The organism is Paraburkholderia tropica (assembly GCF_900109265.1).
Lineage (GTDB): Bacteria > Pseudomonadota > Gammaproteobacteria > Burkholderiales > Burkholderiaceae > Paraburkholderia > Paraburkholderia tropica.
In genome coordinates this window covers 331,338-346,324 of record NZ_FNZM01000007.1, presented here as the reverse complement: position 1 = coordinate 346,324, position 14,987 = coordinate 331,338, and the positions used below count along the sequence as shown (strand labels likewise).

General features: G+C 66.1%; 14 protein-coding genes and 2 pseudogenes. 6 read left to right on the top strand and 10 right to left on the bottom strand.

The genetic code is table 11. The features are described 5' to 3' along the window. Positions 1-2 precede the first annotated feature (2 nt). The 3 genes from rbbA to BMY06_RS38700 form a co-directional block, all read right to left on the bottom strand. The gene (rbbA, locus tag BMY06_RS13905) at positions 3-2,807 is read right to left on the bottom strand and encodes a ribosome-associated ATPase/putative transporter RbbA (protein WP_074983729.1); all 2,805 of its coding nucleotides are present in this window, start codon (positions 2,805-2,807) and stop codon (positions 3-5) included. A 3-nt stretch (positions 2,808-2,810) separates the two neighbouring features. Further along, positions 2,811-3,791 (bottom strand): HlyD family secretion protein, encoded by a 981-nt coding sequence (locus BMY06_RS13900; RefSeq protein ID WP_074983727.1) that lies wholly within the window; start codon positions 3,789-3,791, stop codon positions 2,811-2,813. A gap of 186 nt (positions 3,792-3,977) precedes the next feature. Beyond that, positions 3,978-4,106 carry a helix-turn-helix domain-containing protein gene (locus tag BMY06_RS38700; RefSeq protein WP_202035020.1) on the bottom strand — a complete coding sequence of 43 codons (129 nt, stop codon included), beginning with the start codon at positions 4,104-4,106 and terminating at the stop codon, positions 3,978-3,980. 499 nt (positions 4,107-4,605) lie between these two features. Between BMY06_RS38700 and BMY06_RS13890 the strand changes: the two genes are divergently transcribed. Beyond that, positions 4,606-4,989, top strand: coding sequence for a BON domain-containing protein (locus BMY06_RS13890; RefSeq protein ID WP_074983725.1), 384 nt, complete (start codon positions 4,606-4,608; stop codon positions 4,987-4,989). A 35-nt stretch (positions 4,990-5,024) separates the two neighbouring features. Here the strand turns inward: BMY06_RS13890 and BMY06_RS38695 are convergent. Next, positions 5,025-5,225, bottom strand: a pseudogene (locus BMY06_RS38695) (IS3 family transposase); the annotation flags it as partial. A 77-nt stretch (positions 5,226-5,302) separates the two neighbouring features. Between BMY06_RS38695 and BMY06_RS13885 the strand changes: the two are divergent. Next, positions 5,303-5,548 (top strand): annotated as a pseudogene (locus BMY06_RS13885) (helix-turn-helix domain-containing protein); the annotation flags it as partial. A gap of 119 nt (positions 5,549-5,667) precedes the next feature. Here the strand turns inward: BMY06_RS13885 and BMY06_RS13880 are convergent. The 6 genes from BMY06_RS13880 to BMY06_RS13855 are packed head-to-tail and all read right to left on the bottom strand — an operon-like array spanning position 5,668 to position 11,450. Next, positions 5,668-7,056 (bottom strand): MFS transporter, encoded by a 1,389-nt coding sequence (locus BMY06_RS13880; protein ID WP_074983724.1) that lies wholly within the window; start codon positions 7,054-7,056, stop codon positions 5,668-5,670. Continuing rightward, entirely contained in the window at positions 7,053-7,772 is a 720-nt protein-coding gene (locus tag BMY06_RS13875; RefSeq protein ID WP_065058544.1) for an ABC transporter ATP-binding protein, read from the bottom strand. Before BMY06_RS13875 ends, BMY06_RS13880 begins: the two co-directional genes overlap by 4 nt. Next, a complete protein-coding gene (locus BMY06_RS13870; RefSeq protein ID WP_065058543.1) occupies positions 7,769-8,554 on the bottom strand; it encodes an ABC transporter ATP-binding protein in 786 nt (261 codons plus the stop codon). The genes BMY06_RS13875 and BMY06_RS13870 overlap by 4 nt, the downstream gene beginning before the upstream one ends. Next, on the bottom strand, positions 8,551-9,438 hold the full coding sequence (locus BMY06_RS13865; protein ID WP_074983722.1) for a branched-chain amino acid ABC transporter permease: 888 nt from the start codon (positions 9,436-9,438) through the stop codon (positions 8,551-8,553). The genes BMY06_RS13870 and BMY06_RS13865 overlap by 4 nt, the downstream gene beginning before the upstream one ends. Beyond that, complete coding sequence (locus BMY06_RS13860) at positions 9,431-10,324, bottom strand: branched-chain amino acid ABC transporter permease (RefSeq protein ID WP_065058541.1); 894 nt, start codon at positions 10,322-10,324, stop codon at positions 9,431-9,433. The genes BMY06_RS13865 and BMY06_RS13860 overlap by 8 nt, the downstream gene beginning before the upstream one ends. A gap of 31 nt (positions 10,325-10,355) precedes the next feature. Continuing rightward, positions 10,356-11,450, bottom strand: coding sequence for an ABC transporter substrate-binding protein (locus BMY06_RS13855; RefSeq protein WP_065058540.1), 1,095 nt, complete (start codon positions 11,448-11,450; stop codon positions 10,356-10,358). A gap of 312 nt (positions 11,451-11,762) precedes the next feature. Between BMY06_RS13855 and BMY06_RS13850 the strand changes: the two genes are divergently transcribed. The 4 genes from BMY06_RS13850 to BMY06_RS13835 all read left to right on the top strand — a co-directional run bounded on the left by BMY06_RS13850 (position 11,763) and on the right by BMY06_RS13835 (position 14,973). After that, positions 11,763-12,152 (top strand): RidA family protein, encoded by a 390-nt coding sequence (locus BMY06_RS13850; RefSeq protein ID WP_074983720.1) that lies wholly within the window; start codon positions 11,763-11,765, stop codon positions 12,150-12,152. After that, positions 12,149-13,393, top strand: coding sequence for a D-amino acid dehydrogenase (locus BMY06_RS13845; protein ID WP_074983719.1), 1,245 nt, complete (start codon positions 12,149-12,151; stop codon positions 13,391-13,393). The genes BMY06_RS13850 and BMY06_RS13845 overlap by 4 nt, the downstream gene beginning before the upstream one ends. Then, entirely contained in the window at positions 13,390-14,181 is a 792-nt protein-coding gene (locus BMY06_RS13840; protein WP_065058534.1) for a maleate cis-trans isomerase family protein, read from the top strand. Before BMY06_RS13845 ends, BMY06_RS13840 begins: the two co-directional genes overlap by 4 nt. Positions 14,182-14,250: 69 nt before the next feature. Further along, positions 14,251-14,973 carry a GntR family transcriptional regulator gene (locus BMY06_RS13835; protein ID WP_231957461.1) on the top strand — a complete coding sequence of 241 codons (723 nt, stop codon included), beginning with the start codon at positions 14,251-14,253 and terminating at the stop codon, positions 14,971-14,973. Positions 14,974-14,987 lie beyond the last annotated feature (14 nt).

Here is a 14,987-nt window from a genome sequence, read left to right as displayed (position 1 = left end):
GCCTATGCCTCCTGCTTCGGCAGCAGGCACCACGCGCCGAACAGATAGGCGAGCGCAAAGCCGAGCAGCGCGACATACATTGTGCCGAAGCTCTCCATGCCAAGCCCTTTCGTGAAGCTGCCGAGGCTCACGAGCTGGAACCACGAAGAGGGAAAACCGATGCCAGCCCAGTAGCTTGTGCCGGTGAGGGTGGAAACCGGGTAGAGCAGCCCCGAGAAGTTCACGGACGGAATGAGGCAGAGAATCGCTGTGCCGAAGATCGCAGCGACCTGCGAGCGAACGAACGTCGAAACGAGCAGGCCGAGCCCCGTGGCCGCCAGAACGAACAGCAGCGCGCCGATGGACAATGCAACGAACGAGCCCTTGAGCGGCACACGCAGCACTGTCACTGTCAGCATGACGAGCATCAGATAGCTCAGCATCGCAAGCGCCGCATACGGTAGTTGCTTGCCGAGCAGGTACTCGCCCACACTCGCTGGGGAAGCGTAGAGGTTCGTGATCGAGCCCATTTCCTTTTCCCGCACGACGCCGAGCGCGGTCAGCATGGTGGGAATCAGGATCAGCGCGAGCATGATGATGCCCGGCGTGATGGCGTAGATGCTGCGGAACGTTTCGTTGTAGACGAAACGGGTTTCCACGCTCATCGGCAGCGTGGGCTGCGCGACGGGCGCGCGCGCCATCTGCGTGCTCACGTACTGCAGCAGCACGGCGTTCACGTAGGTGTCGATCGTCGCGCCCGGAAACGGGCTCGATCCGTCCACGTAGAAGGCGAGTTCCGGGCGGCGGCCGGCCAGCAGGTCGCGGCCGAAGTCAGGTGGAATTTCCACCACCAGTTGCGCGTCGGCGGTCTGTAAGAGTCGCCCGGCGGCGGCGGCGCTGCGCGCCTCGCCGGATGGCACGAAATAGTGCGAGCCCGCGAACCGCTCGATCAGTTCGCGGCTCGCCACGGTGCGGTCGCGGTCTAGCGTGGAGAAGCGCACGTTGTCCACGTCGAACGAGACGCTCCATGCGGCGGCGAGCAGCAGCACGATCGGGCCGAGCAGCGCGAACGCGAGCCGCAGCCGGTCGCGCGCGAGTTCGAGCGTTTCGCGGCGCGCGAATGCCCAGATGCGCGCGAGCTGCGGCACGGCGGCAAGCGCGCCCGCCATCCTGGACGCGCGGCGGGGCGCTTTTGCCGCCTTCCCTGCATCGGCGATCGGGGCTGCCGAAGCGGCGCCCTTCGCCGTGCCGGTGGATTGCGCCGCATCGCGATGCGCGTCTTCGAGCCAGGCGACGAACGCGTCTTCCAGCGTCGCCGCGTGGCGCGCTTCGCGCAGCGCCTCGGGCGTGCCGACTGCGAGCACGCGCCCGCGATGCATGAACGAGATGCGGTCGCAGCGTGCGGCTTCGTTCATGAAGTGTGTGGAGATGAAAATGGTCACGTGCGCTTCGCGCGACAACCTGGCCAGATGCCGCCAGAACATGTCGCGCGCGCCGGGATCGACGCCTGAAGTGGGCTCGTCGAGAATCAGCACTTCCGGCCCGTGCAGGCAGGCGGCGGCCAGTTGCAGCCGCTGGCGGATGCCGAGCGAAAGGCTGGCTGGCCGGTCGTCGGCATACGGCGCGAGTTCGAAGTCATTAAGCGAGCGTGTGACCGCGCTCCTCGCGCGCTCGCCCTCCATGCGGTAGAGCTTGGCGTGCAGTTCGAGGTTCTGGCGCACGCTCAATTCCTCGTACAGCGAGAACGACTGCGACATGTAGCCCACTTTCATACGCGTGCTCATGTCGGCGGCCTTCACGGGCTTGCCGAGCAATGTGGCCGTGCCTTCGGTGGCGTCCAACAGACCAGTCAGCATTTTCATCGTGGTCGTCTTGCCGCAGCCATTCGAGCCGAGAAAGCCGAAGATTTCGGCTCGCTCGATGCGAAAGCTCACGTGATCGACGGCGACGAACGAGCCGAAGCGCCGCGTCAGCCCGACGGCCTCGATTGCGGGCGGCCCCGCAATCTGCTCGCGTGGCGCGATGACCAGCTTGCCCGCATCCCCGCGCTTTTGTTCTGGCAGGAGCGCGACATAGGCGGCTTCCAGGTTCGGCGTCCCCGCGCGGCGCAGCACCGCTTCGGTGCTGTCGCTCACCAGCACGCGGCCGTCGTCCATGGCGACCAGATGCTCGAAGCGCTGGGCCTCTTCCATATACGCAGTCGCCACGATCACACTCATGCCTGCGTGCTCATGCCGCAGGTCGTCGACGAGGGTCCAGAACTGCCGGCGCGACAGCGGGTCAACGCCCGTGGTCGGTTCGTCGAGGATCAGCAGGTCGGGGTTGTGCACGAGCGCGCAGCACAGGCCCAGCTTCTGCTTCATGCCGCCGGACAGCTTGCCCGCGGGCCGGTCGGGGAAGGGCGCAAGGCCCGTCGCGTCGAGCAGCCGGGCGATGCGACGGGCGCGCTCGGCGTCCGCGAGTCCGAACAGCCGCGCGAAGAAGTCGACGTTTTCGTAGACCGACAACGTTGGATAGAGATTGCGCCCGAGCCCCTGCGGCATGAACGCAATGCGCGGCAGCACGCGCTCCCGCGCATCTCGTACGCGCAGGTCCGTGCCGAGCGCGCTCACTTCGCCGTGCTGCACGCGCTTGACCCCAGCGATGAGACCGAGCAGCGTCGATTTGCCCACGCCGTCCGGGCCGATCAGGCCGATCGTCGTACGCGCGGGCAGGACCAGCGAGACACCGTCAAGCGCGCGTATCGCACCGTATTGGTGCGATACGCCGGCGATGCAGATCGCTTCGCCATCCTTACGAAGCGCCGTGACTTCGCCCTCAAGCGCCATCGCCTAGCTCCCGCGTACGGCGAGTGCCTGGGGCCACGGGCGCGACGGATCGACGCGCACATAGCCTTCGCCGGTCATGCCGCCTTTCAGGCGCGAGGCCAGCTTGCGCGCGACGTCGAGCGGCAACTGGAGCTTCACGCGGTACATGAGCTTCGCTCGCTCACTATCGGTTTCGACATACTTGGGCGTGAACTGCGCGTCGTCCGACACATAGCTGATGCGCGCGGCGATGGGCTCGCGAGGGAACGCATCGAGCACGATGCGGGCGTCCGCGCCGATGGCTAGCTTGCCCGCCTGCGGGCCGGGCAGAAAAATCGTGAAGTAAATGTCGTCGGGATTGAGCATCGACACCACGCGGCCGCCTGCTGGGAGCACCGTGCCCACCTCGACGACGCGATATTCGACGCGCCCCGCGAGCGGCGCGCGCACGATCGTGTCGTTGAGCACGGCTTGCATCCGCGCGACCTGGGCATCGGCCTCCGCTATGGCGGACTGCGCTTCGGCGCGTGCCGCGCGCGCGGCGCTTTCGCCCGCCTGCGCGCCTTCCAGCGCGAGACGGCGGCGATCGCGCTCGACTGGCGAAATCTGCGCATCGTCGAACAGTTTGGTGGCCTGCGAAGATTCGAGCTGCGCGAGGCGCACCTGAGCGCCGCTTGCGTCGAGCTGGGCGGCGGCGCGGGTCGCGGCGTCCGCCGCGCGTTCGCGGATGGCCTTCGCCGCGTCGAGCTGGGCGCGCAGCTCGACGTTGTCCTGACGGGCAACAACGGCGCCCGCTGCGAGCACGTCGCCCTCGTGCACCGGAAGGTCGACGATACGGCCGCCGTATTTCACCGCCACATCGACGCGCGCGAGTTCGAGCCGACCGTTCGCTTGCGCAACGTTATCAGGTAGACCACGCCCCTGGTTGCGCTGCCAGACGACGGCGGCACCGATCGCCGCAACACTCGCGACTGCTGCGAGCGTCCAGACAAGCTTCTTGTTCATCAACTACCCTGCGTAGCGTGTTGAATGTGCCCCATGACATTCGCGCCATGAATATACGCTGGCCGCCGATTTCACGGCGCGCGAATGGCCGGCTATGACGCGAGAGGGCGCAAGAGGGCGCAAGAGGGCGCAAGAGGGCGCAAGAGGCATGGCCATTCGGTGTGCGATTGATCGCCCTCCGCCTAGCTAAACCAGCCCCGCCGCCTCGCGCAGCGTGCCGCCGTCAAGGAGTTCGATGGCGCGCGGGCCCCTGCGCGGAATCGCGCCTTCCGCTTCGAGCGCATTGAGCGCACGGCTCACCGTTTCGATCGTCAACCTTGCCACCACCGGGTTGCGCGCTCACGTGCTCGACCCACGACAGGACGCCCGCGCGCCGCGCGCCGGGATGCTGCCTGGAGACGATAACGGCGACTCTGCGACGAGCGCAGCTCATGGCATAGTCTGCACAACAAGCCGCTGTTCAGGTGTGAATCACGTTCGAGTATCGCCTCTAAAGCCTTGACGGGAATCTGTACGCAAGCAATGGGGGAACCCGCCTGCGCGGTCGCGAAAGAGTTTCTGCAAGCGGTTGCTGCCGAAGCGAACGATCCGAATCGTTCGATTGCCGAAGTGGCCCGCACGGATAGCCAGCGATTTCGTAAAGGTGAATTACTGCGCCACGCATTTATCCGGTCGGCGCTCACGTAGATGATCTCTCTGGCTGATCGCGGGATTTTCAAAGGGAAATCGAATTCGGTAGTTCGATTGACGCGTCACGAATTTGCGTAGCGCCAGCAAACCATCGACGTCATTTCAGAAGAGCAGGAACCATAAGATGAAACTCAGAGGTTTAGTCAGTGCGGCAAGCCTGGTTGCGGTTTTTGCCTGGAGCAGCCACGCGCAAGCTCAAGATAACAGTGCGCAAGCGCCGCAAGCTGCGTCACAACCGGCGTCACAACCGGCGTCCCTCACGAAAGCCCAACGCAAGGCTCAACGTCAAGCCGACCGAAAGCTGGCGAGAGCGGTTCGCGAAGCACTCACTCATACGAAGGGTTTGCAGACGGCTCAGATTAATGTGCTGTCCAAGAGCGGCAACGTCTCGTTGGTGGGCTCGCTGCCGGACGAAACGCAGATCCAGCTGGCTGGCGAGGTCGCCCAATCCGTTCCGGGCGTCGTGAAGCTGACTAACATGTTGCATATACGCGAAGCCGGACATTGATCGAGTGTCCCTGTCTTGTTTCCACGTACAGCAAGTCATGCGGCGATCAATCCGGCCTCGCAGTCGACAGGCGTATGGAAGTCGATTGATGTGTGCAGGCGTTGCCGATTGCAACAGGCTTCGGTCCAATCGACGATGCCCAAGCGATCTTGGGCACTTGTTTCGTAGTGAAGCTGATAGATTCTTTCGACTTTAAGCGTCTTAGAGAAACTCTCCGTCGAAGCGTGATGCCACGCTGTTGAGGTGCGTGTAAAACTGACCCACATGTTCATACCTGCCTGGACGCCCAGGCAGGAGAACCGACGTGATTACGGTGAGCATGTTGGCAAAGGTTCGGCGGATGCATTGCCGCGATGGCGTCCCGCTGAGGGACATCTCCCGGCGTACCGGCCTGTCACGCAACACCATACGGCGATGGCTGCGTGAGCCTCCATCAATCGGTGAGCCGAAGTATCCGAAACGAGACAGCAGCAGCGTTGTCGACTCATGGTCGGAGCCGTTGCGTCTTTGGCTTCTGGCGGATACGCGAAGGCCGAATCGCGAGCGGCGCTCGGCAAAGCGCTAGGTGTCGGAGCCGCCCGCCAGAATGAGGCCTTTTCGGCCAGTCGCTGTGATCATGATGCCCTCGCTGCCAGGAGAAGAACGGTAAGCGGGCCGGCCGGTGCCGGCGACGTGATTTCAATCGCGCTCGATGGCTCTCGCCACGACGACGAGGCCGCCCGCGTAGGCTGCTGCGATGACGGCGAAGCCGGCGGCGGTGGCGTGACCAGGATCGACGAACGCATGCAGGATCACCGATGCGATCGCGACGCCGACGAGCGAACCGATCTGCCGGCTCGCATTGAGCGATGCGGCGGCGAGGTTGGCGTCCTCGGGGCGGGCCGCGTGCATGACGACGAGGTTCATCGCCGGGATGGCCTGGCCGGCGCCGAAGTTGGCGATACCGATGATGAGCGCGAGGGCCGGGTAAGGCAGTGCGTCGATGCCGACGAGCGCGGCGCTGCCGAGCGTCGCGAGTCCGAGCCCGGCGAGCAGCGTGCCGCGCGGACCGAGTCGTCGGCTGACGCGCGCGGAGGCGAGATTGCCGATGCCGAACATCGCCATCAGCGGGAATAGCTGAAAGCCCGTCACGAGCGCGCTCGATCCGCGTTCCTGCTGCAAATAGAGGCTGATCAGAAAGATCTCGGCGAGGATGCCGAAGTTGATCGCGAGCCCGAGCAGGCTGCCCGCCACGAAACGCCGTTCGCCGAGCAGCGCGCGCGACAAAATGCGGTGACGCGCGTAGCGTTCGCGCAGCGCGAAGGCGGCCGTGGCCGCGACGGTCGTCAGCGCGCAGGCGAGGATGGCGGGCGAGGTCCAGCCGAGCGTCGGGCCCTGGATCAGCGTGAGGCTCAGCGCGCCGAGCGTGAGCGCGGCGAGCAGATGGCCCGCGCCGTTGAGCGGTCCGGCATGGCGCGGCGAGCGCGCGACATGGCGCTGCGTGAGCCACAGGCCCGCGATGCCGACCGGCAGATTCACCCAGAAGATACTGCGCCAACCGATCGCATCGACGAGCACGCCGCCGACGCACGGCCCGAGCGCCATCGCCGCGGACACCAGCGCGCCCCAGATGCCGATCATGCGCGTGCGCAGCGGACCGGGTGGAAACGCCTGGGTCAGCAGGCTCAGGGAACTCGGCATGAAGAGCGCCGCGCCGCCGCCTTGCAGCAGACGCGCGGCGATCAGCGCGGCGGGCGTCGTGGCGCTCGCGCACAGCACCGAGGCCGCGACGAACAGCGCCAGGCCAATCAGGTAGAGGGTCTTCGAGCCGTAGCGGTTGGCCAGCGCGCCGCCGAACAGCAGCAGCGCGGCGAAGCTGAGCGCGTAGGCGTCGACGATCCAGACGAGCGTCGTCAGCGAAATCGCGAGACTCGTCTGCATCGCCTTGAGCGCGACGTTGACGATGGTGACGTCGAGCATCGCCATCACGAAGCCGCATGCGAGCGCCACCATGATCGTCGCCGGGCGCGCGCCGGTCGGCGCGAGCGTTGCGGGCGTGGCAGGCGTTTTCGCCGAGGCCGGATTCACGCCGCTCTCCCGCCGAGATAGAGCCGCCGCATCTCGTCGCTGTCGAGCAGGGCGCGCGCCGGGCCTTCGAGGGCGACGCGGCCCATCGTCAGCACGATGCCGCGATCGGAGATGCGCAGCGCCTCGATCGCGTTCTGCTCGACCATCAGCACGCCGATGTGCTCGGCGTCACGCATCCGCACGATCGCGTCGAACACCTCGTCGACCATTTTCGGCGACAGGCCCGCCGAGGGCTCGTCGAGCAGCAGCATGGCGGGACGCGGCATCAACGCGCGCGCGAGCGACACGATCTGCCGTTCGCCGCCCGACAGCGCGGCGGCGGGCGTGCGGTAACGGCGGCGCAGCACCGGGTACTGCTCGCACAGTTCGTCGATGCGCGCCTCGCGAGGAAACGACGACATCCCCTGGCCGCCGAGCATCAGGTTCTCGCGCACGGTGAGCGCGCCGAACACGTTGTCGGTTTGCGGCACGTAGCCGACCCCGTGCAGACGCACCTTGCGATGCACCGGCTCGCGCGCGAGGTCGACGCCTTGCAGCTTGACCGTGCCGGTGCGCGGCAGCAGGAAGCCCGCGATCGCCTTGAGCAGCGTGGACTTGCCGCAGCCGTTCGGGCCGAGGATCGAGACGATCTCGACCGCGCCCACGCTCAGCGACACGCCGTGCAGAATATCGACGCCCGGCGTATAGCCCGCGACGAGTCCATCGACTTCGATCATGACGCCTCCAGCGGCTGGCGGGCGGCGTGCGCGCGGCCCAGGTACGCATCGAGCACGCGCCGGTTGCGCTCCAGCTCGGCGGGCTTGCAGTTGGCGATGGCCGAGCCGCGATCGAGCACGACGCAGCGGTCGCACAGTTCGCGGATGAAATGCATGTCGTGCTCGATCACCATCAGCGTCACGCCGAGCCGGTGGATGCGCCGCAGCTCCGCCACCAGTTCGCCGCGCAGGTTCGGATGGACGCCCGCCGTCGGTTCGTCGAGCAGCAGCAGCTTCGGCTCGGTCATCATCGCGCAGGCAATACCGAGCAGTTTCTTCTGGCCGCCCGAGATCGACGCGGCGGGCAGTTGCGCGACGGCGCTCAGCTTCAGTTCGTCGAGCAAGGCGCGCGCGCGTGCGCGGGTCGCGTCTTCGAGCGCGCGCATCGTGCGCCCGCGCAGCAGCGCCGCGCCGAGCCCGTGACGCTCGGACGACGCGGCCATCGTCAGTTCGAGCACCGACATGCGCGCGGGCATCGACGGCAACTGAAACGTGCGGCGGATGCCGAGCTGCGCAATGCGCTGTGGCGTGAGCCGGTCGATGCGGCGGCCGTCGAAGCGGATTTCGCCGCCCGCGAGCGGCGCGAAGCCCGTGACCGCGTTCAGCACCGTGCTCTTGCCGGAGCCGTTCGGGCCGAGCAGGCCGACGATTTCGCCCTGGCCGACCGACAGCGCGAGCCCGGACAGCACCGTATTGCCGCCGTAGCGGATGGCGATGCCATCCAGTTCGAGGAGCGCGCTCATGAGTGGATCTCCAGACGTTCGGGCAGCAGGCCGCGCGGCCGCCAGAGCAGACAGGCGAGCAGCATCAGCCCGACGAGGCCGAGCCGCACCGCGCCCGCCAGATCGCTGCCCACGCCGAACCAGTCCTTGAGAAACGGCGCGAGCGAATACACCGCCTGCACCAGCACGGCGCCGACCAGCACGCCCGCGTTGCTGCCGAGCCCGCCGACCATCACGATGGTCCAGAGCGCGAAGGTTTCGGACGAAAGCATCGTGTCGGGCCCGACATAGCTGATGTACCAGGTCAGCAGTGCGCCCGCGAGCGCGGCAGGCAACGCCGCCGCGACGCTCGCGCGCGTTTTCAGCGAGAGCGGATCGTAGCCGAAGCACACTGCCAGCGCCGGTTCCTCGCGCATGACCTTCAGTGCGCGGCCGAAGCGGCTGCGCACGATGCGCCGGTAGCCCGCGTAGACCAGCGCGAGACACGCGGCCGTCACGGCGAGAAACGCGAGATCGGCCCATGGCGCGGCGAGTCCGCCAAAGAGCGGCGCGATGCCGCCGATGCCCTGCGCGCCGCCCGTGAGCCAGGTTTCGTTGAGCGCGACGGTGCGCAGGATCTCCGCGACCGCGAGCGTGGCGATGCCCCAGTAATCCGATGACAGCATGCGGCCCAGCCGTGCGATCGCCACGGCCAGCACGCTGGCGGCGGCGAGGGCGAGCAGCACGGCCACCGGCAGCGGCCAGCCGAGCTGCGACGCGATCCCGGCGGCGTAGGCGCCGAGTCCCGCGAACGCGATGAAGCCGAAATTCACCATGCCCGCGTAGCCGGCCTGCAGGTTGAGTCCGAGCGCCATCATCGCGGCGAGGCACGCCGAGGTCAGCAGATGGATCAGGAAACTAGACACGCCGCACCTCCCGGTCGAAGATCCCGTACGGCCTGAACATCAGCGCGACGAGCAGAATCAGGAACGACACCGCGCTGACGTAGGTGACCGGAAAGACCAGCGATCCGTGCCCGGTCAGCGCGCCGAGGTCGGTGTCGAGCATCACGGTTTCGGCGAGGGCGATCAGCAGCGCGCCCGCCGCCGCGCCGAGCGGATTGCCGAGGCCGCCGAGGATCGCCGCCGAGAACACCGGAATCAGCAGGTTGTTGCCGAGATTGACGTGCACGCTTTCGGTGAGCCCGAGCATCGTGCCGCCCAACGCCGCGAGCACGCCGCTCGCGAAGGTGATGACGTTGGTGACGCGTTGCGCGTCGATGCCGGTGGCGAGCGCGAGCGGCCGGTTCGACGCCAGCGCGCGCATCGAGCGCCCGATATCCGTGCGGTACAGCAGCACGGAAAACAGCAGCAGGGTCAGCGCGCCGCAGAGGATCGAATCGAGTTGCGCGCGCGAGATCGCGACGTCGCCGATCAGCAGCGGCGGCGTCAGATCCTGCGCGTATTGCAGCGGCCGCGAACCCGCGGTGCCGAGCACGAGCGCGACGGCGATCAGCGACACCGCGAGCGAGCCGATCATCGCGACCGCGCTCCCCGAGCGCAGCAGCCGCGCGAACACGAACACGTTGAGCAGCACCGCGAGGCAGCCGACCAGCGCGCACGATGCCGCGGCCGCGAGCACGAGCGGCAAGCCCGCGCGTTCGAAGCCGAGCGAGGCGAACGCGCCGAGCATCGCGTACTGCACGTGGGCGATGTTGGGAAAGCGGATCAGCGAATACAGCGTGGACAGCCCGATCGAGACGAGCAGCAGGTCGGAAGTGCGGATCAGGACGTCGAGCAGAAACTGCAGCATGGCGTTCTCCGTGGAAGGCGGGCGTGGACGCTTACTGGGCGACGACCGCCTGCTTGAAGACCACTTTCTCGTAGGGCTGGACGGCGCGCTGACCGTCGCCGTCGAAGGCGATGTCGCCCGTCACGCCGTCGTAGCCTTTGCCGATCGCGGCCATCGCGGTGCGGATCTTCGCCGGGTCGGCGGAATGCGCGCTGTTGATCGCGGCCGCCGCGAGCATGGTGGCGTCGTAGGCGTAGCTGCCGAACGCGGAGCGCGGCGCTTCCTTGTAGGCGCTCTGGTAGGCGTCGGCGTAAGCTTTCGCGGTGCCGCCGAGCGCGCCCACTTCGAGACCGATCTGGCCTTGCGCGATCTGCGGCGGCGTATCGCTCGTGCACATCGTCAGATAGATGCCGTACCACGGCGTCTTGTTGAGCTGCATTTCGTAAGCCTGACGATTGAGCGTCGCGGCTTCCTGGCCGTAGGCGCTGTACACGTAGGCGTCCGGTTTCGCGCGCGCCGCCTGTTCCAGTTCGCGGCGATAGGTCGATTGCCCCTCGGTGTACAGCACCTGCGAGACCACGGCGCCGCCGAGCGCCTCGAAGCGCTTCTTGAACTCGCCCGCGAGCCCCTGGCCATAACCGTTGTTCGGCGCGATGAAAGCCACGCGGTGCAGATTGCGCGCGTAGACGTCCTGCGCGGCGAAACGCGCCGAGAGATCGTCGAGACCGATCACGCTGAACGAACCCGCGCCGATCTTGCGCACCTGCTGGCTCGACGAGCCGATATTGACGTGCACCTCGCCCTGTCTGACAAGGAACTGGCCGATTGGAATCGTCACCGACGAGGAGAACTCGCCGAGCACGACGGGCACGTGATCGACGGTGGCCAGCTTGCGCGTGGCGTCGAGCGCGGTGTTGGCCGTGCCGCCGGAATCCTCGACGCGCACTTTGAGCTTCTGGCCGAGCACGCCGCCTTGCGCATTGATCTTCGCGACCGCGAGTTCGATGCCGCGCCGCTGATCTTCGCCGATCGACGCGCTCGATCCGCTCAACGGCAGCACGGCGCCGAGTTCGACGTCCGCCCAGGCACTCGACGCGCAAAGCTGCCACGCCACGACGGCTCCGACACTCCAGCGAAACAGGTTCATCGTTTTCTCCTTCTCCGGTTGAGTATTGAACGCTGTTTAAAATACAAAAGTGTCTACAGAATTGCTGATCAAAAATACTTGCGCGAGAAATTTTTCGGGAATTTATTCCCGCGTCGATGTCGTTATGAAATATCCATAAATTCCCTTAAATAGCGCACTTTTATGCACTCGTAGGATTCCTGCTCGCACCGATCTGGACGGCTTGCACAGACGTGGAGCAAGGGCGGATTTTTATTGAAAAAGTGTATACAGCTTTGAATTATGAGTGCTAGCATCGGCCTCAACTTACCTGTCCCGAAAGGAGATGGCCGGATGGAAATCAAGCGTTTTGAAACGGGCGAGCGGATGAGCCAGATGGTGATCGCGGGCGGTTTCGCGTTTATCGCGGGGCAGGTCGCGGACGATACATCGCTCGATGTCGCGGGCCAGACCCGCCAGATTCTCGACAAGCTCGACCGCCTGCTCGAACTGGCGGGCGGCGACAAGCGCCTGATCGTCTCCGCGAGCATCTGGCTGGCGGACCATCGCAGCTTTGCGGAGATGAACAGCGTCTGGGACGCCTGGGTGCCGAAGGGACAGGCGCCCGCGCGCGCCTGTGTCGAGTCGAAGCTGGCGTTTCCGCCGTACACGGTCGAGATCGCAGCGATTGCGGCAATCGGAGCGGCGGCTCCCGGAGCAGCGGCTCCCGGAGCGCCCGCATGAAAACCATCGTGCTCGGTGGCGGGATCGTCGGCGTGACTACGGCCTACTTTCTGGCGAAGGCGGGGGACGAAGTGGTGGTGCTCGATCGGCGTGACGGTGTGGCGCTCGAAACGAGCTTCGCGAATGCCGGTTTGATCGCGCCGGGGCATTCGTACACGTGGGCGTCCCCGCGCGCGCCGAAGATACTGCTCAAGTCGCTGTTCATGGAAGGCCAGGCGCTGCGCCTCAAGCCGAAGGCCGACTGGCGCATGTGGGCGTGGTGCTGGCTGTTTCTGCAAAACTGCACCGCCGAACGTTCGCGCCGCAATACGTCCATCAAGGTTCGCCTGTGCCGCTACGCGCAGCAGCAACTGCAACAGGCCACGCGCGACGAAGGGCTCGCGTACGACCGCATCAGCGGCGGGCTGCTGTATCTGTATCGCGATCCTGCTTCGTTCGAGCGCGGCGTCGCGAATATGTCGATTCTTTCCGATAACGGCTTGCCGCTGGAAACGCTAGACCGTCAGGCGGCGATTGCGCGCGAACCCGCGCTCAAACGCGGCGGCGACGATATCGCCGGCGCGATCTATTGCCCGAGCGACGAAAGCGGCGACGCGCATCTGTTCACGCGTGCGCTGGAGCAGCGTTGCCGCGAGATGGGCGTCGATTTCCGCTTCGGCACCGCCATCGACGGCATCCGTGCAAACGGCGACGCGATCGACTACGTACAAACCGCGCAGGAACGGCTCAAGGCCGACCGCTACGTGCTCGCGCTCGGCTCGTACTCGCCGCTTCTCGCACGCGAGCTGGGCTATCGCTTGCCGATCTATCCGGTGAAGGGCTATTCGGTCACGCTGCCGGTCGACGATACGCACGACGCGCCCACGCTCGGCGGCGTCGAGGAAAACCAGCTGGTCGCGTGGGCGCGCTTCGGCCAGCGTTTGCGCCTGACGGCGACCGCCGAGTTCTGCGGTTATGACACGGCGCACACGCCCGCCGACTTCACGCACATGCTGGCGACCGCGCGCGCCTTGTTTCCGAACGGCGCGGACTACGCGCGGCCTTCCTACTGGGCCGGACTGCGGCCGATGACGCCGGAAGGCACGCCGCTGATCGGCGCGACGCGGCATCGCAATCTCTTTCTCAACACGGGGCATGGTCATATGGGTTGGACCATGTCGTGCGGCACCTCGAAAATCCTCGCCGACCTGATGAACGGACGGCAGCCCGAGATCGACATCACAGGGATGACACTACAGTGAGCGAACTTCTATCGAATCGCATCGAGCCCGGCGTGGAGGCCTACGCGCGCTTCGGCTTCACGCTCGACGCCGGCATTGCTTCGCGCGCGGCGATCGGCCTCGTCGTGCTCGCCACCGACCACACGATCGAATACGAATGGCGGCACATGCTCGCGCTCGACGGCGTGGCGTTCTACGAGAGCCGCGTGGCGAACTCGGCGGAGATCACGCCCGAGACGCTCGCGGAAATGGACGGCCGGATCGCGCCTGGCGTCGAACTGATCCGGCCAGGCGAGCATCTCGACGTGGTGGCATTCGGCTGCACGTCGGCGTCGATGGTGCTCGGCGAGGAGCGGGTTTTCGAGCGGATCCGCGAAGCGCGCCCCGGCATTGCGTGCACGACGCCGATCACAGCGGCGCGAGTGGCGCTCGGTGCGCTCGGTGCGCGCGGCGTGGCGCTCCTCACGCCTTACGAACGACCCATCAACGAGGCGATGGCCCGTTACCTGCGCGAGCGCGGCGTCGACATCGTGCGCATGGGGTCGTTCGAGCATCGCGACGACAACGAAGTCGCACGCATCGACCGCGCCTCGCTGGAGCAGGCGGTGGCCGGGCTGGCGAGCGATCCGGCGGTCGATGCCGTGTTCGTGTCGTGCACGAGCCTGCGGCTGGCCGATGCGATCGCCGGACTCGAAACGCGGCTTGGCAAGCCGGTTTTGTCGAGTAATCATGCATTGGCGTGGCACGCGCTGCGGCTTGCGGGCGTGCACGACACGCTGCCCAGGTTCGGCCGTTTGTTCACGGTTTGACGCGCGGTGCGCGGGAAGTCCGGCAGGGTAGTTGATAATGAGCGGTTACAGGTCGATTCAGGAGACGAAATGGCAGCGAATTCCGTGATGACGCGGAACCTGCGTCCCGGTGTGCGGGACTCCGTCGCGCCGAAGCGCACGGGGATGACGGTCAACGAGATTTACGAGCAGTTGAAGCAGATGGCGGTGCTGTACGAGATCCGGCCGGGCGAACGGGTCAATGAACTCGAACTGGCCGAGCGTCTGGATGTGAGTCGCACGCCGATTCGCGAAGCGCTCAACCGGCTGGTGGCGGAAAACCTGCTGGCGTTCGTGCCGAACCGTGGATTCTTCATTCGGGAACTGGACGGTAAGGACGTGTTCGATCTCTTCGAATTGCGGCGCTCGATCGAATCCACGGCGGTGATGCTCGCCTGCGAGCGCGCGTCGGACAACGATATCAAGGCGCTGCGCCGCTTCTGGAAGCAGGTGATGAAAAGCGCCGGGCGCATGTCGTCGGACGAACTGGTGGTGAAGGACGAACAGTTCCATCTGGAACTGGCCGCGATGTCGGGCAACGTCGAGATCGGGCGGGTACTGCAAAGCATCAACGCGCGCATTCATTACGTGCGCTGGGTGGACGTCGATCAGCGCCGCAACGAGGCGTTCACCGAGCATCTGCAGATTCTCGACGCGCTCGCCGAGCGCGATGCCGCACGTTGCATGGCGCTGACGGATACGCATATCCGCTGGCGCATGGAGGAAATCACCCGCGTCGTGCATGCGAGCGTGGTGAAGCTCTACGCAAAATAACGGGCGCACCGAAT